Source organism: Actinophytocola sp. (assembly GCF_009379765.1).
Lineage (GTDB): Bacteria > Actinomycetota > Actinomycetes > Mycobacteriales > Pseudonocardiaceae > Actinophytocola.
Map to the genome: position 1 here is coordinate 1 of NZ_WHTD01000198.1, position 14,612 is coordinate 14,612.

The 14,612-nt window shown below is 68.7% G+C and carries 16 protein-coding genes and 2 pseudogenes; 6 read left to right on the forward strand and 12 right to left on the reverse strand.

The features are described 5' to 3' along the window. Together GEV28_RS37680 and GEV28_RS37685 are read right to left on the reverse strand one after the other, a co-directional pair. Positions 1-503 (reverse strand): annotated as a pseudogene (locus GEV28_RS37680) (dihydroxy-acid dehydratase); the annotation flags it as partial. 22 nt (positions 504-525) lie between these two features. Beyond that, positions 526-1,650: a hypothetical protein gene (locus tag GEV28_RS37685; protein ID WP_291418360.1), complete on the reverse strand. Its 1,125-nt coding sequence runs from the start codon at positions 1,648-1,650 to the stop codon at positions 526-528. A gap of 105 nt (positions 1,651-1,755) precedes the next feature. Between GEV28_RS37685 and GEV28_RS37690 the strand changes: the two genes are divergently transcribed. Next, positions 1,756-1,929, forward strand: coding sequence for a hypothetical protein (locus GEV28_RS37690; protein ID WP_291418362.1), 174 nt, complete (start codon positions 1,756-1,758; stop codon positions 1,927-1,929). Positions 1,930-2,089: 160 nt separating this feature from the next. On the opposite strand, the gene GEV28_RS37695 is transcribed toward GEV28_RS37690, so the two are convergent. Both GEV28_RS37695 and GEV28_RS37700 read right to left on the reverse strand, forming a co-directional pair. Next, the gene (locus tag GEV28_RS37695; RefSeq protein ID WP_291418364.1) at positions 2,090-2,278 is read right to left on the reverse strand and encodes a DUF397 domain-containing protein; all 189 of its coding nucleotides are present in this window, start codon (positions 2,276-2,278) and stop codon (positions 2,090-2,092) included. Positions 2,279-2,294: 16 nt separating this feature from the next. After that, positions 2,295-3,146: a helix-turn-helix transcriptional regulator gene (locus GEV28_RS37700; protein ID WP_291418365.1), complete on the reverse strand. Its 852-nt coding sequence runs from the start codon at positions 3,144-3,146 to the stop codon at positions 2,295-2,297. A 142-nt stretch (positions 3,147-3,288) separates the two neighbouring features. Here GEV28_RS37700 and GEV28_RS37705 point away from each other — a divergent pair, with 142 nt between their 5' ends. Then, positions 3,289-3,669: a hypothetical protein gene (locus GEV28_RS37705; RefSeq protein WP_291418367.1), complete on the forward strand. Its 381-nt coding sequence runs from the start codon at positions 3,289-3,291 to the stop codon at positions 3,667-3,669. A 24-nt stretch (positions 3,670-3,693) separates the two neighbouring features. On the opposite strand, the gene GEV28_RS37710 is transcribed toward GEV28_RS37705, so the two are convergent. From GEV28_RS37710 to GEV28_RS37745, 8 genes and pseudogenes are all read right to left on the reverse strand, one after another. After that, positions 3,694-4,188 (reverse strand): hypothetical protein, encoded by a 495-nt coding sequence (locus GEV28_RS37710; protein ID WP_291418369.1) that lies wholly within the window; start codon positions 4,186-4,188, stop codon positions 3,694-3,696. A 144-nt stretch (positions 4,189-4,332) separates the two neighbouring features. Further along, positions 4,333-4,743 (reverse strand): hypothetical protein, encoded by a 411-nt coding sequence (locus GEV28_RS37715; RefSeq protein ID WP_291418371.1) that lies wholly within the window; start codon positions 4,741-4,743, stop codon positions 4,333-4,335. Between the two features lie 77 nt (positions 4,744-4,820). Continuing rightward, positions 4,821-6,431: an alpha/beta hydrolase gene (locus GEV28_RS37720; protein ID WP_291418373.1), complete on the reverse strand. Its 1,611-nt coding sequence runs from the start codon at positions 6,429-6,431 to the stop codon at positions 4,821-4,823. Next, on the reverse strand, positions 6,428-6,742 hold the full coding sequence (locus GEV28_RS37725) for a hypothetical protein (RefSeq protein WP_291418375.1): 315 nt from the start codon (positions 6,740-6,742) through the stop codon (positions 6,428-6,430). The genes GEV28_RS37720 and GEV28_RS37725 overlap by 4 nt, the downstream gene beginning before the upstream one ends. Before the next feature lie 249 nt (positions 6,743-6,991). Continuing rightward, complete coding sequence (locus GEV28_RS37730) at positions 6,992-7,369, reverse strand: type II toxin-antitoxin system VapC family toxin (protein ID WP_291418388.1); 378 nt, start codon at positions 7,367-7,369, stop codon at positions 6,992-6,994. Positions 7,370-7,374: 5 nt separating this feature from the next. Beyond that, positions 7,375-7,674, reverse strand: coding sequence for an AbrB/MazE/SpoVT family DNA-binding domain-containing protein (locus GEV28_RS37735; RefSeq protein ID WP_291418377.1), 300 nt, complete (start codon positions 7,672-7,674; stop codon positions 7,375-7,377). Between the two features lie 91 nt (positions 7,675-7,765). Further along, a pseudogene (gene ilvD, locus GEV28_RS37740) lies at positions 7,766-9,607 on the reverse strand (dihydroxy-acid dehydratase); the annotation flags it as partial. A gap of 11 nt (positions 9,608-9,618) precedes the next feature. Beyond that, entirely contained in the window at positions 9,619-10,086 is a 468-nt protein-coding gene (locus tag GEV28_RS37745; protein WP_291418379.1) for a PH domain-containing protein, read from the reverse strand. Between the two features lie 258 nt (positions 10,087-10,344). On the opposite strand from GEV28_RS37745, the gene GEV28_RS37750 reads away from it, so the two are divergent. The 4 genes from GEV28_RS37750 to GEV28_RS37765 all read left to right on the forward strand — a co-directional run bounded on the left by GEV28_RS37750 (position 10,345) and on the right by GEV28_RS37765 (position 14,444). Further along, positions 10,345-12,186 (forward strand): acetolactate synthase large subunit, encoded by a 1,842-nt coding sequence (locus GEV28_RS37750; RefSeq protein ID WP_291418381.1) that lies wholly within the window; start codon positions 10,345-10,347, stop codon positions 12,184-12,186. A gap of 243 nt (positions 12,187-12,429) precedes the next feature. Next, a complete protein-coding gene (gene ilvN / locus GEV28_RS37755; RefSeq protein WP_291418382.1) occupies positions 12,430-12,936 on the forward strand; it encodes an acetolactate synthase small subunit in 507 nt (168 codons plus the stop codon). A 141-nt stretch (positions 12,937-13,077) separates the two neighbouring features. Further along, entirely contained in the window at positions 13,078-14,091 is a 1,014-nt protein-coding gene (gene ilvC, locus GEV28_RS37760; protein WP_291418384.1) for a ketol-acid reductoisomerase, read from the forward strand. Positions 14,092-14,153: 62 nt separating this feature from the next. Next, positions 14,154-14,444, forward strand: coding sequence for a DUF397 domain-containing protein (locus GEV28_RS37765; protein ID WP_291418386.1), 291 nt, complete (start codon positions 14,154-14,156; stop codon positions 14,442-14,444). The last annotated feature ends 168 nt before the right edge of the window (positions 14,445-14,612 follow it).

The following is a 14,612-nucleotide window of genomic DNA, read 5'->3' on the forward strand; positions in this document are numbered from 1 at the left end:
CCGGAGGACGCGTCGGTGGCGAGGCGGGCGTAGGCGCGCAGCGCGGCGGTCACCGGGCGCTGTCGGTCCTTGGGCTGCCACGGGCGTTCGCTGGAGTCCATCTTCGCCCGGCGGTCGGCCAGGACCCGCGGGTCGACCAGCAGCTCCAGCGTGCGCTCGTGCACGTCGATGAGGATTCGGTCGCCGTTCTCGACCAGGCCGATCGTGCCGCCGCCGGCGGCCTCGGGGGAGATGTGGCCGACCGACAGCCCGGACGACCCGCCGGAGAACCGGCCGTCGGTGATCAGCGCGCACTTCTTGCCGAGACCCGCGCCCTTGAGGAACGCCGTCGGGTGCAGCATCTCCTGCATGCCCGGCCCGCCCGCCGGCCCCTCGTAGCGCACGACCAGCACCTCGCCCGGCTGGATCTCCCTGCTCAGGATCACCGAGACGGCCTGCTCCTGGCTCTCGACCACCCGCGCCGGGCCCTCGAACCGGAACAGCTCCTCGTCGATGCCCGCGGTCACGTGGCCGACCGCGTCGGTGTCAGCGCAGTACGCCGGTGAGCGGGTCGTAGCGGAGAACCTCGCGGCGGGTCTCGGTGCTGTCGCGCAGACCGTCCACGCTGATCGTCAGCGTGCCGACCCGGACCCGGTCCTTGGTCGCCACCCGCAACCACGGCCGGCCCGCGCGCAGGACGGTGACCTCATCGACCAGACCGCCGTCGCGGCCGGCGGCGATGGCGTATCCCGGCCCGTCGGGCGGGTCGATGTCGAGCCCGCCGTCCTCGCGGATGGTGAAGGTGACCACGAGGTCGCCGCGACCGCCGTTGGCGTCGCCCATGAAGTCGTAGACGGGTGCCGGATCGCCGACGTAGTGCCGCAGCCGCCCGAGCCCGGTGACGTCCATGCCGTTGTAGAAGTTGCGGCCCTGGCCGTCGATCCAGAAGTGGGGGTTGTGCGTCGGCGAGCTGAAGTCGGGGCCCGAGTTGTAGGACATGTGCCAGTGCGGCGGGTTGTCCGGGTGCAGCGTGTTGTTGGTCTCGAAGCCCATCAGCACGAAGCGGTGCCCCTTCGCCGCGGCCCGCGCCACCATGCCGGAGTCGCGCCAGATCGCGTAGGTCGCGATGAGCTGGTTGACGACCGACCTCACCTGACCCGCCGGCCACGGCACGGTGGCCCACGGTCCGGCCGCGCGATCGGGATCGTTGTGCTCGATCCGGAAGTGCAGGCCCGGCGAGACGTCGGGATGGCTCCAGACCTGGATCGTCGGCTGGTTCGCGTCGATCGTGGGCTCGGTCATCGGAAGCGTGAAGCCGAGGCAGCCGGCGTGGTCGCGCCGCAGGTCCAGCCGGGTGTCCTGGTGGACCACGGCACGCACCGCCACGCCGGGCCAGCGCACGCGCATCTCGATCCCGCGGCCGGTCCGCGGTCCGCGGACGAAGGCGTAGTACTCTGCCCGGCTGGCCACCGAGTACGCGTCGCCCGGCACGAGCTCGTAGCCCTCCGGCAGGGTGATCTCGGGCTGGTCCGGGGTGCCCGGCTGGGCACGGACGACCCGGAACGCCGCGTACGCCAGTTCCTGCGCGACCGCCCCGCCGGGGAAGGCCAGGGCCAGACCGGCCGCGGACGTTCCGGCGAGCAGGGATCGTCGAGTCAACGATGTGGACATGTCACCAGTCCTCGTCACGAGTGGTGTGATACCAACCGGGCTATGGTCGCTGACCATCATGAACGTTGACCAGCTTTGCGGAAAATCGAGTTGTTCCGGTCGCGAATGGACTCACTCGACCGCAACGGCTGGTGCCATGAGATCGGGGCACCAGTCGACGCCGGCGGTGATCAGGCCGTGCCCGGCGGTCTGGCCGAGCTGTACGGCATCGTCAACGGCCTGACCACGAGACTGCACAGCAACGACACCCTGGATGTGACGAGTGGCGGCTCATGCTGAAGGAGCTGGGCATGTCCGAACGGCGTCGGTGAGTTGCCCATCTACGTCGGTGACATGCCCGTCTGCGTCGTCGTGGTGCCTGGTGGCGGCGGGTGGCACGAGGTCCGTTCCCGGCTGGTCGCGTGAACGGCGAACTCACCGACGCCACAGGGAGACACAGCTACGTGGATGGGTGACACAGCGACAGGCTGCTGTGATCGGGGAAGATCAGGTGGCCGGCGGCGGGGTGCTTGCTGTCGCGGACGGCGACGCGGCCACCAGGCAGGGCGGCGACCTCCACGCACGCACCGTTGTCGGTACTGAGGCTACTTTTGCGCCACGTGAGGCCTGCGGGCAGATCGGTGGCCATGGGGCGCCTCCTTGCGTTACTCCCGCGCCTTGAGCATGGACCGGAGCAACGCCACGGACTTCTCCGGACCGAGCGCGACGCGCTGCAGGTTCTCTGCCGAGAGTTTATAGGACCGGACCTGCTCCTGGTCCTGGATGTAGACCGCGCCGTCATGCAACTCGGAGAACACGATGGGCCGGGCCTGCTCGAAGTCCAGCATGAAGAACCGCCCACTCATCGCGGTGTGGAAGCCGTCCTCGGGCCGGACGATCTGGATGGTCACGTTCGGCAGCGTGGACATCTGGATCAGGTGCTCCACTTGGGCGCGGCGGATCTCCGGCGTGCCGACGGCCAACCGCAGCGCGGCCTCGCCGATCACCGCGTGCAGCCGCAGCGGCCGGTTCGGGTCGGTGAGCCGGTTGGCGCGGGCCAGCCGGAAGTTCACCACGCGCTCACCGTGGTCGGGCCGGACGCGTGGTGTTTCCGCGGTGATCGCTGTGGCGTAGTCAGCGGTTTGCAGGAGCCCGGGAAAGGCCATCGGCTCGAAGATGAACTCGGCTTCGGCCAGGCCCTCCAGGCCGACGAAGGTCTTCAGCCAGTCCGGCAGGACCTTCGCCCACGGCGCCCACCAGGTGGTCTCGTCGGCGCAGGTGGTGAGGGCGGTGATCCGGTCCAGGTCGCGCCGCTCCACGCGGTACAGCGTGAGCAGGGTGGTGATGTCGTCCGGATCCTGTTGCTGGAAGCCGGTTTCCAGGTGGCCGACCTTCGCCCGGGACATGCCGGTCTGCTCCGCGACCTCGGACAGCTTCAGCCCGGTGGCCTCGCGGTAGCGGCTCAGTTCGACTCCGATCAGCCAGCGCAGCGGCGACGGGTCACGACGGGGAGCCATGGGTACCTCCTCAGGACGGGTGTGGTCGAGATCCTCTCGCAGCGCAGTGTGGCTCGTCATCACCCATTAGTGTGATGATAGTTGTGAGACGTCTAACGACCCTGATGACTTCAGTCATGCACCGAACGAGGAGGAGGTTCCGATGAGCACGGCAGACGAGGACGAGCTGGCGGAGCGGCGCCGTCAGGCGCTGGACGAACTGGTGCCCGATCCGGCCGGGATGCCGCCGCTGTGCGCGGAGGAGGAGTTCGAGGACGTGGTGGCGACCGTCGTGGCCGAGAGCGCGCCCCGGTTGTTCGCCGTGGTGCAGGAGTACGGCACCAGGGTGGGTGTCCAGGTCGCCGGCTGGGGCCTCGCGCACGAGGACCACGTCGACGTGATCGGCATGGAAAGCGACGTGCACCTCGGCGCACCGCGACCCGAGGACGTCCTGCGCGGCTTCGGCGTGCGGGACCGGATCACCGCCCGCATCGTCTGGCACGACCCGGCCGCCGCGACCCCGGACGACGCCGACGGTTCGTGACGACGCCTCACGTCGCTCCGGACATTATTCTGGTTCGGGTGTGCCGTTTTGCCACACGCACGGCGAGGTGGCGATCAAGTACAACCCGCCAACGTCGTTGGCTTGGATTCGCATCCGGAATCCGTCGTCGTTGTTCTCGACCCAGATGGATTCGTAGGTGGGTCGTTCGTCGTCCAGGACGCGGAAGTTGTGGTCGAGCCACCAGTGTTCCAGGTCGGCGACGTACTCGGGGTACTCATCGCGTGGCAGATTGTGGATTTGGTAGTTGACAGACGCGATCTTTCGACCTTTGGGTCCGTTGTCGGTAGGGTCGTCGCATTCGACGGTGTGGATCAAGCTAATTTCTGGTCGGGCTTGTGCAGGTAGTACGGCAAGTGCGTGGCGAAAGTATTCTTCCACGCGTTGTTCGGCTTGCTCTACGGTGATTGTGGTGTGCATTCCTGGCTCCGTTCCACAGCTTGCGACGAGCAGGACGGTCAGCGACAGCAGTGCGCTCCACGCTGATCTCGAGTAGCTCATGTCGTCTGCTTTCCCGCGATGATTAGTCCCATGTTTCTCAGCGCTTGGCCGGGATGCCGCCGCTGTGCGGGGAGGGCCACGTCGACCTGATCGGGATGGAAGGCGACGTGCACCTGGCCGTGGTGATTCGCGATTCGCCGGGCGCTATTCCGGTTCGGGTGTGCCGTTTTGCCACACGCACGGTGAGGTGGCGATCAGGACGAACTTGCCTTTGTCGCTGGCTATGATCCGCATCCGGAACCCGTCGTTGTTCTCGACCCAGATGGATTCGTAGGTGGGTCGTTCGTCGTCGAGGACGCGGAAGTTGTGGTCGAGCCACCAGCGTTCCAGGTCGGCGATGTACTCGGGGTACTCATCGCGTGGCAGATCGTGGATTTGGTAGTTGACCGAGGTGATCTTCCGTCCTTTGGGGCCGTAGTCGGTGGGATCGTCGCATTCGTAGGTGTCGATCAGGCTGGGTTCGGGCCGTGCTTGTGCGGGTAGCACGGCGAGCGCCTGACGGAAGTATTCTTCCACGCGATGTTCGGCTTCCTCGACGGTGATCGTGGCATGCATTTCTGGCTCCGTTTCACAGCTTGCGACAAGCAGGACGGCCAGCGGCAGCAGTCCGCTCCACGCTGATCTCGAGTGACTCATGCCGTCTGCTTTCCCGCGATGATCAGTCCCATGTTTCTCAGTGCTTTGTTTCCGTCGTCCCAGTATTGGCTGTGTGCTTCGGTGCTGAGGCCGCCCTGGTAGCGAGGGCCTTCGGTGCCGGGGTCGGACTCGAACACGCTGGCGCCGAAGTCCTTACCGGCTGGGTCCGGGCCGTGCACGTCGGTGTCGATCTGGGGGACGAGGTCGAGATCGACGTTCGAGACCTGGATGATGTCGTGCGCGGCCACGGTCGCGTGCACGTGTCCGGGCGGCAGGTTCAGGTCGGCGGCGTTGTCGACGCCGACGCCGGGGCTGCCGACGAACACCACGTCGTCGGCGTCGAGCCCCTCGCTCGCGGCCGTGTGGCCGATGACCGTTGAGCCGTAGCTGTGACCGATCACCGTGTTGTGCGACGGCTGGCCTTCGTGGGTGGCGCGCAGGCCGTCCTGGAACCGGTCCAGATCCCGCTTGGCGTCGTCCGCGTAGCTGGGGCGGGCGGCTTCGGAAAGGTCCTGCGGCGCGGCGTAGCCCACCCAAGTGATCACTGACGTGGACGGTGAGCCCTCCTTCTTCGCGGCCTCAGCCATGCTGTCGGTTCGGTTCATGTCGCCGTTGATGCTGTCGAGTCCGGAGCCGGTGCCGGGTACGAACGTGGCGACGTTCGTGGCGGTGTCGGGGTTGCCCATGGCGATGATGGCCTGACCACTGTCGGCGTCGACGCCGAGCAGGTAGGCGTCCGGCGCCCCGCCATCCGGATTCTCGAGTCGGTTCTGGATGTCGCCCAGACCGCGGAGCTTGGCTTCGAGATCGTCGATCTGCGCACGGATTATCGCCTCGGCAAGCGTGCCCCGATGCTCGTCGAGTTCGTTCTTGAGCTCGTCGAGCTGGGTGGTGAGGTCGGCTTGTTGGCCGGCGAGTACCTGTCGGTTGGCGGTGTCGCGGTACTCGGCGGGTATGCCGTCGGTGGAGCCGACCCATTCGGGGGCGGTGGCGGTCAGCTCGTTGCGCTCCTCCTCGGACAGGCCGAGCCACCATTCGTTGATCTCGCTCGGGCTGCCGCCCGGTGGCGGGTTCAGCCTCGACCGGTCGCCGTTGGCGTCGGGGTAGTACGCCGGGTGCGTCGCCCGGCGCAGCGTGGCGGCAAGCTCCTCGTCGACGATGCTGGCCTGCGCCAGGATCCGGGCGATTTCGTCGCTCACCTGCTGGGCTATCCGCATACGCTCCGCGGTCTCCGCGGAGTGCGGGTCGAACCCACGGCCGGTGTCGGTGACCAGCGTTCCGGCGTCGCTGATGATCATGTCGTAGTGCCGGGCCAGGTATTCGGCCTCGTCCTGATCGCGCCGCAGTATTTCGATGGCGTCGGCCGCGGTCCGTAACGCCCGTTTCACCGGGTCGGCCTCGTGGCCGATGTCGTCGAACCTGCTGACCAGACTCTTTCGCTCCGCGCGGGCCCGATCCGACGCGTCGCCGTGCCAACCCCGTGGGTGCGTCCAGTTCAACTCGTCGGCCACCTGGCTCAGCTCGTCGACGCGGAGCTTGACCTGCTGTGCCGCGTCCTCCACCGCGCCCGCGTCCCAGTCCCGGATCGCGCTCCATGTGACGCTCATTCGTGCCTCCGGTGCCGCCGGTCCGCGGTCTCCAGGTTCGCCCTGGCGGTCGCCTCGTTGTGCGCGTACTCCTCGGCGGTGCCGCCCAGGTCCGTGCCCAGCCGGACGACGTCGTCGCCCAGTGTCCGTAACCGGGTCTTCCACACCATGCTCAGGGTGCTGGCCGAGCCCGCCGATGCACTGCCCGGCAGCGCCGGCTCAACACCCGACACCGCGGCGGGAAGATCGACCCTCCCGGTGTCCTCGCCGGCGGTGACCGCATCCCTGCCGCACGAGCGGATCTCCTCGATGATCACGCCATAGCCGTCCATGAACAGCCCTTCCCCAGTAGTCGCTCGACCACACTGTGACAGCGAGCGGGGCACGGGTGTTCCGAAGAACGGCCGAATCAAGTAGTTCTACGCACCGGAACCACCCGACCGGTCTAGGCCATGTCTCGCGGATCTTGGATCGTGGTATTCGCGCCCAGCTGCCCCCTGGCCGCGTTGGCCGCAGTGGCGTAAAGGTTTCAGGGTCACGCGACACCAGGTCCGACAGACGTGATCAGTACCTGCCTCTGATCAGCGAACCAGCAGCACCGGGATATCGAGGCCCAGCGTGGTCCATGCCTTGTCGGCGGTCACGGCGACTCCTTCGGGAACTCCCGAAGCAACGGCGAGACACGCCCGGTCTCCCAGCGACAGTCCGACCCGGCGCGTCGCCGGCCAGAGCAACGCGGCCCGGGTCGCATCGTCCACTGTGAACGGACGGACGTGCACGCCAAGGGACTGCAGTCCCTCAGCTGCCGCGCCGGGAGCAGGGTGTCCTCGCTGCCCGAGCTTCTGCACGATCTCGGACCAGTTCACGGTGGAGACCACCGCGCCAGCGAGCATCTCGGCGACCTGATCATGTCCAGGCTCGCGATACAGCAATGCCAGCACGGCACTGGCGTCGAGCACTGCCGTCAAAATGGCTCCTCGTCGACACGGTCGCGGGTAGCTTCGGCGCGGCGGTCGGCGAGCAGCTCATCGACGGCGCCGCCGGCATGGCCGGCAGCAGCGGCAGCAGCGATCGCCTCGTCCTGGAGACGAGCGAGAAGGTGGCCACGTTCCTCGAGCACGACCCGGCCGTCATCGACATAGACGACCAGCGTTTGTCCGGGAGTGATCCCAGCCGCCCGCCGTACTTGCACAGGAATCGTCAACCGCCCGTCGGGCGTGGCGGACAACTCGGCCCGCGGCGCCTCGCCCGGCAACGTCGACATGACTTCAGTCTATCCGCCGACTTCGTGTCGCATCCGCCGAGCTCTCGACATGTCCGGCGGAGGGCGCAGGATGTCGCCGATCCTGGTTTTCGCGGGACGGGTCGCGGACGGCGCCGGAGGACGCGTCGGTGGCGAGGCGGGCGTAGGCGCGCAGCGCGGCGGTCACCGGGCGCTGTCGGTCCTTGGGCTGCCACGGGCGTTCGCTGGAGTCCATCTTCGCCCGGCGGTCGGCGAGGATCTCGGGCGAGACGAGCAGCTCGAGGCGCCGCTCGTGCACGTCGATGAGGATTCGGTCGCCGTTCTCGACCAGGCCGATCGTGCCGCCGCCGGCGGCCTCGGGGGAGATGTGGCCGACCGACAGTCCGGATGACCCGCCGGAGAACCGGCCGTCGGTGATCAGCGCGCACTTCTTGCCGAGACCCGCGCCCTTGAGGAATGCCGTCGGGTGCAGCATCTCCTGCATGCCCGGCCCGCCCGCGGGCCCCTCGTAGCGCACGACCAGCACCTCGCCCGGCTGGATCTCCCTGCTCAGGATCACCGAGACGGCCTGCTCCTGGCTCTCGACCACCCGCGCCGGGCCCTCGAACCGGAACAGCTCCTCGTCGATGCCCGCGGCCTTGATCACCGAGCCGTCCTCGGCCAGGTTGCCGTGCAGCACCGCCAGCCCGCCCTCGACGGTGTAGGCGTGCTCGACGTCGCGGATGCAGCCGCCCTCCGCGTCGGTGTCCAGCGACGACCAGCGGTTCTCCGTGGAGAACGCCTGCGTGGTGCGCACCCCGCCGGGCGCCGCGTGGAACAGTTCCACGGCCGCCGCCGACGGCGACTCGGCCCGGATGTCCCATTCACCGAGCCACCTCTCCAGCGACGGGCTGTGCACGGTGTGCACGTCGGTGGTCAGCAGCCCGCCGCGCCACAGCTCGCCGAGGATGGCCGGGATTCCGCCGGCGCGGTGCACGTCCTCCATGTGGTACATCGAGTTCGGCGACACCTTCGACAGGCACGGCACCCGCCTGCTGATCGCGTCGATGTCGGCGAGGGTGAACTCGACCTCGCCCTCGCGTGCCGCCGCGAGGACGTGCAGCACGGTGTTCGTCGAGCCGCCCATCGCCATGTCCAGCGCCATCGCGTTGACGAACGCGTCGCGGGTGGCGATCGAGCGGGGCAGCACGGAGTCGTCGTCGGACCCGTACCAGCGGCGGCACAGCTCCATCACGGTCGTGCCGGCGCGGGAGAACAGGTCGCGCCGCGCGGCGTGCGTGGCGAGCGTCGAGCCGTTGCCAGGCAGCGCCAGGCCCAGCGCCTCGGTGAGGCAGTTCATCGAGTTCGCGGTGAACATCCCGGAGCACGAGCCGCAGGTGGGGCAGGCGGACTGCTCGATCGCGGTCAGCCCAGCCTCGTCGACGTTGTCGTTGGCCGACGCGGAGATCGTGGTGATCAGGTCCGACGACGCGTGCGCGACGCCGTCGAGCACGACCGCCTTGCCGGCCTCCATCGGCCCGCCGGACACGAACACCGTGGGGATGTTGAGCCGCATGGCGGCGTTGAGCATGCCCGGGGTGATCTTGTCGCAGTTCGAGATGCACACGAGCGCGTCGGCGGCGTGCCCGTTGACCATGTACTCCACCGCGTCGGCGATGATCTCGCGCGAGGGCAGCGAGTAGAGCATGCCGCCGTGTCCCATCGCGATGCCGTCGTCGACCGCGATCGTGTGGAACTCGCGCGCGATCCCGCCGGCCTCGCCGATGGCCTCGGCCACGATGTCGCCGAGGTCGCGCAGGTGCACGTGCCCCGGCACGAACTGCGTGTAGGAGTTGGCGATCGCCACGATCGGCTTGCCGAAGTCGCCGTCGGTCATGCCGGTGGCCCGCCACAGCGAGCGGGCGCCCGCCGCGTTGCGGCCGTGGGTGGTGATGCGGGAACGGAGCTCTGGCACGGCTCCTCCAGTCAGTCTTGGTCTACGGCGTGTTCGACCTTGGCGTCGAGTTCCACGGGGTCCGCTGTTTCCACGGGCTCCGCCGGTGGGGGCGCCTCGCTGGGATCGTCCAGCCGGCCGCCGCTGATCAGCGCGAGCGCGGGCAGGTGTCGGGCGCGGACGGTCGGCAGGGGCTGCTCCTTGCCGTCGTCGAGCACCGCGCGCACCCAGGACCGCTCGGACACCCGCAGCGCTCGAATGTCGCTCCAGCGCAGCTCGTGGCGGCCGAACGCGGTCCGCGCCACCAGGCCGTCGGCGTCGGCGACGGTGCGCAGCCGCAGCACCAGCGCGATGGCGCCGAACGGCACCAGGTACACCAGGAACAGCCAGGGTGCCGCGAACGCGAACGGGGTCGCGGTCACGACCAGCAGCAGCGCGCCGAGCACCGCGGTCGCCGGGGTGCGGAACACGAGGCGGCGGGGCAGCTGCTGGGTGGTCACTTCGACTATGGTGCCATGTCCAGCATTCGGGAGCACAATCCCGCAGAGTTGACGTCAATACTCTGAACGCACTAGCGTCTCGTGCGTGCCCCAGCAGACCGGTCTCGTACTTCCCAGGCGCGTTCGACGCTGAGGAAGCCAGGCTGCGTCGAACGCGCGACCCTCGTACGACCATTGGTCGGCGGGGGTTTTTTCATGCGTGAGAGCCTGGACCACGAGCCAGTCGCATAACACCGACCACACCAGAGGCTGAAGCCGATGACCAGTGCGACACAGCGGCCCAACCCGGTCGCCGCGACCCCGGGGCCGCGGTCCCATGGAGCCAGACCAAAGCCGGCGCCGCCGACGGGTACGCCCGTTCGGGTGACCGGCGCCCAGTCGCTCGTTCGGTCGCTCGAGGCGGTAGGCGTCGAGTTCGTGTTCGGCATTCCGGGCGGCACGATCCTGCCCGCGTACGACCCGCTGCTCGACTCGACGAAGGTCCGGCACGTGCTGGTCCGCCACGAGCAGGGCGCGGGTCACGCGGCCACCGGCTACGCGCAGGCCACCGGCAACGTCGGTGTCTGCATGGCCACCTCCGGACCCGGCGCGACCAACCTGGTCACCCCGCTCGCCGACGCCAACATGGACTCGGTGCCCATCGTCGCGATCACCGGGCAGCAGAGCCGCGCGCTGATCGGCACGGACGCCTTCCAGGAAGCCGACATCTGCGGCATCACGCTCCCGATCACCAAGCACAACTTCCTCGTCACCGATCCCGCGGAGATCCCGCAGACCATCGCCGAGGCGTTCCACCTGGCCGGGACCGGCCGGCCAGGACCCGTGCTGGTCGACATCCCCAAGGACGTGCTCCAGGAGATCACCTCCTTCTCCTGGCCGCCGGAGATGCGGCTGCCCGGCTACAAGCCGACCACCCGGCCGCACGGCAAGCAGGTCCGCGAGGCCGCCAAGCTCATCGCGGCCGCCCGCCGGCCGGTGTTCTACGTCGGCGGCGGCGTGATCAAGGCCGAGGCGTCGGCCGAGCTCGCCACGCTGGCCGAGCTGACCGGGATCCCCGTGGTCACCACACTGATGGCCCGTGGCGCGTTCCCCGACTCGCACCGCCAGCACCTCGGCATGCCCGGCATGCACGGCTCGGTGGCCGCGGTCGCGGCCATGCAGAAGGCCGACCTGCTGATCGCGCTCGGCGCCCGGTTCGACGACCGGGTCACCGGCCAGCTGGCGTCGTTCGCGCCGGACGCGCAGATCGTGCACGCCGACATCGACCCGGCGGAGATCTCCAAGAACCGCCGCGCGGACGTGCCGATCGTGGGCGACTGCAAGGAGATCATCACCGAGCTCACCGCCGCGGTGCGGGCCGAGTACGGCCCGAGCGGCGGCCCGGCGGACCTGTCGCCGTGGTGGGCGCAGCTCGACTCGCTGCGCGAGACGTTCCCGCTCGGCTACGAGTGGCCCGGCGACGGCGCGCTGTCCCCGCAGTACGTGATCGAGCGGATCGGCCAGATCGCCGGCCCGGACGCGATCTACACCGCGGGGGTCGGCCAGCACCAGATGTGGGCGGCGCAGTTCATCAAGTACGAGAAGCCCGCCACCTGGATCAACTCCGGCGGCCTCGGCACGATGGGCTTCGCCGTGCCGGCCGCGATGGGCGCCAAGTTCGGCCAGCCGGACCGCGTCGTGTGGGCCATCGACGGCGACGGCTGCTTCCAGATGACCAACCAGGAGCTCGCCACCTGCGCGATCGAGGGCGCGCCGATCAAGGTCGCGGTCATCAACAACGGCAACCTGGGCATGGTCCGGCAGTGGCAGAACCTCTTCTACTCGGAGCGCTACTCGCAGACCGACCTGGGCACGCACAAGCACCGGATCCCGGACTTCACCCTGCTGGCCGAGGCGCTCGGCTGCGCCGGGCTACGCTGTGAGTCCAAAGAGGACGTCGACAAGGTGATCAACCGGGCGATGGAGATCAACGACCGGCCGGTCGTGATCGACTTCGTGGTCGGCAAGGACGCCCAGGTGTGGCCGATGGTCGCCGCGGGCAAGGGCAACGACGAGATCATGGCCGCGCGCGACATCCGCCCGCTGTTCGACGAGGACTGAGGAAATGCGACAGCAGGAACCGCGTCCTGGCAAACCGCACCCAAGGGGAACGGGACGCGACCCAGCCACAGGTACGCGCCGAACCGGACGCCATCAACCCACGGCAACCACAACTTTGAATTCCGGGGAGGCGGCGCAGCACCCAAGGGGAACGGGATGCAACCCAGCCACCACCCACCCCGCCAATCGCACCATCCGCCGGACCGCAACCAACACTGTGAACTCCGGGGAGGCGGAACAGCCATGAGCACACACACTCTCTCGGTTCTGGTCGAGAACAAGCCCGGTGTCCTCGCCAGGGTCGCGGGCCTGTTCTCCCGGCGCGGGTTCAACATCGAGTCGCTCGCGGTCGGACCGACCGAGCACGCCGACGTGTCCCGGATGACGATCGTGGTCGCGGTCGACGAGCTACCGCTCGAGCAGGTGACCAAGCAGCTCAACAAGCTCGTGAACGTCATCAAGATCGTGGAGCTGGACCCGGGTGTCTCGGTCCAGCGGGAGCTGCTCCTGGTCAAGGTCCGGGCCGACGCGACCGTGCGGACCCAGGTGCTCGAGACCGTGCAGCTGTTCCGCGCCAAGGTGGTCGACGTGTCGCCGGAGGCGGTGACCGTGGAGGCCACCGGCACCGCGGACAAGCTGGAGGCGCTGCTGCGCATGCTCGAGCCCTACGGGGTGCGCGAGATGGTGCAGTCCGGCATGGTCGCCATCGGCCGCGGCCCGCGGTCGATCACCGCCACCGGCGTGCGGTAACCGCCTCCCCGGAATTCACAGTGCTGGTTGCGTTTCGGCGGAAGGTGTGGGTTGGCGGGGTGGGTGGTGGCTGGGTTGCGTCACGGTCCCCTGAGGTTGCGTTGGTATGTGTAGCCAGTCCTATTCTTAAGGAAGGAAGTCATGGCAGTCGAGATCTTCTATGACGACGATGCGGACCTCTCGATCATCCAGGGCCGCCGCGTCGCGGTGATCGGCTACGGCAGCCAGGGGCACGCGCACGCGCTCTCGCTGCGCGACTCCGGTGTGGACGTTCGGATCGGACTGCCCGAGTCGTCGAGGTCGCGGGCCAAGGCCGAGGAGGAGGGCCTGACCGTCGGGACGCCCGCCGAGGTCTCCGGGTGGGCCGACCTGATCATGATCCTGGCGCCGGACACCAAGCAGCGCTCGATCTACGCCGAGGACATCGCGCCCAACCTCGACGACGGCGACGCGGTGTTCTTCGGGCACGGCTTCAACATCCGCTACGGCCTGATCACCCCGCCGTCCAATGTGGACGTGGCGATGGTGGCGCCGAAGGGCCCCGGCCACCTGGTACGCCGGCAGTTCGTGGACGGTAAGGGCGTGCCGTGCCTGATCGCGGTCGAGCAGGACGCGTCCGGCGCCGCACAGGCGCTCGCGCTGTCCTACGCCAAGGGCATCGGCGGCTCGCGGGCCGGCGTCATCAAGACCACGTTCACCGAGGAGACCGAGACCGACCTCTTCGGTGAGCAGGTCGTGCTCTGCGGTGGCACGACCGCGCTGGTGCAGGCGGGCTTCGAGACCCTGGTCAACGCCGGCTACACGCCGGAGGTGGCGTACTTCGAGTGCCTGCACGAGCTGAAGCTGATCGTCGACCTCATGTACGAGGGCGGCATCGCGCGGATGCGTTACTCGATCTCCGACACCGCGGAGTTCGGTGACCTCACGCGTGGCCCGCGGGTCATCACCGACTCGGTGCGCGAGGAGATGCGCAAGATCCTGGCCGAGATCCAGGACGGCACCTTCGCCAACGAGTGGGTGTCCGAGGACGACGCGGGCCGGCCCAACTTCACCAAGCTCCAGGAGGCCGGCGAGCAGCACCCGATCGAGGAGGTCGGGCGCAAGCTGCGCGGCCTGATGTCCTGGGTGGACCGACCGATCACGGAGACGGCCTGAGCCTGTCCCCGGGGTATGCCCGCCGTGGCGGGCCTACCCCGGGACCGGTATAACGAGTGGTCATGAGCGACGAGACCCGCGCCGACGCGCCGATCTTCGACGACAAGGCGCACGTGCGCGGCAACCTCGACCTGACGAAGGCCGACTGGCAGCGCGCGGCCGAGCCAGACGCCGACCCGAACGGCGAGTACGTGGAGATCGCGTTCGTCCCCCACACGGACGGCAAGACCTACATCGCGATGCGCAACTCGAAGTTCACCGGCCCCGACGACACCGTCCTGGTGTTCACCGAGTCGGAGTGGGACGCCTTCGTGGAAGGCGCGAAGGCCGGCGAGTTCGACGAACCCTGGTAACCCCCGGCACGTCGGCGAGTCGTCCCCCCACGTCGCCGTGTCGCCCTCCCGCGTAGGTGTGTCGTCCCCCCACGTCGACGTGTCGCCCTCCCGCGTAGGTGTGTCGACCGCTCACGTCGGTGTGTCGACCCCACACGGCGACGCCACCGGGCGACACGGCGACGCCAC

Bases quoted from the DNA above. Each gene is read 5' to 3' on its own strand.
- ilvN (WP_291418382.1), top strand. From the start codon at position 12,430: ATGAGCACACACACTCTCTCGGTTCTGGTCGAGAACAAGCCCGGTGTC.
- GEV28_RS37695 (WP_291418364.1), bottom strand. From the start codon at position 2,278: ATGGCCACCGATCTGCCCGCAGGCCTCACGTGGCGCAAAAGTAGCCTC.
- GEV28_RS37725 (WP_291418375.1), bottom strand. From the start codon at position 6,742: ATGGACGGCTATGGCGTGATCATCGAGGAGATCCGCTCGTGCGGCAGG.
- GEV28_RS37765 (WP_291418386.1), top strand. From the start codon at position 14,154: ATGAGCGACGAGACCCGCGCCGACGCGCCGATCTTCGACGACAAGGCG.
- GEV28_RS37750 (WP_291418381.1), top strand. From the start codon at position 10,345: ATGACCAGTGCGACACAGCGGCCCAACCCGGTCGCCGCGACCCCGGGG.
- ilvC (WP_291418384.1), top strand. From the start codon at position 13,078: ATGGCAGTCGAGATCTTCTATGACGACGATGCGGACCTCTCGATCATC.
- GEV28_RS37700 (WP_291418365.1), bottom strand. From the start codon at position 3,146: ATGGCTCCCCGTCGTGACCCGTCGCCGCTGCGCTGGCTGATCGGAGTC.
- GEV28_RS37720 (WP_291418373.1), bottom strand. From the start codon at position 6,431: ATGAGCGTCACATGGAGCGCGATCCGGGACTGGGACGCGGGCGCGGTG.
- GEV28_RS37690 (WP_291418362.1), top strand. From the start codon at position 1,756: ATGGACTCACTCGACCGCAACGGCTGGTGCCATGAGATCGGGGCACCA.
- GEV28_RS37735 (WP_291418377.1), bottom strand. From the start codon at position 7,674: ATGTCGACGTTGCCGGGCGAGGCGCCGCGGGCCGAGTTGTCCGCCACG.
- GEV28_RS37685 (WP_291418360.1), bottom strand. From the start codon at position 1,650: ATGTCCACATCGTTGACTCGACGATCCCTGCTCGCCGGAACGTCCGCG.
- GEV28_RS37705 (WP_291418367.1), top strand. From the start codon at position 3,289: ATGAGCACGGCAGACGAGGACGAGCTGGCGGAGCGGCGCCGTCAGGCG.
- GEV28_RS37710 (WP_291418369.1), bottom strand. From the start codon at position 4,188: ATGAGCTACTCGAGATCAGCGTGGAGCGCACTGCTGTCGCTGACCGTC.
- GEV28_RS37715 (WP_291418371.1), bottom strand. From the start codon at position 4,743: ATGCATGCCACGATCACCGTCGAGGAAGCCGAACATCGCGTGGAAGAA.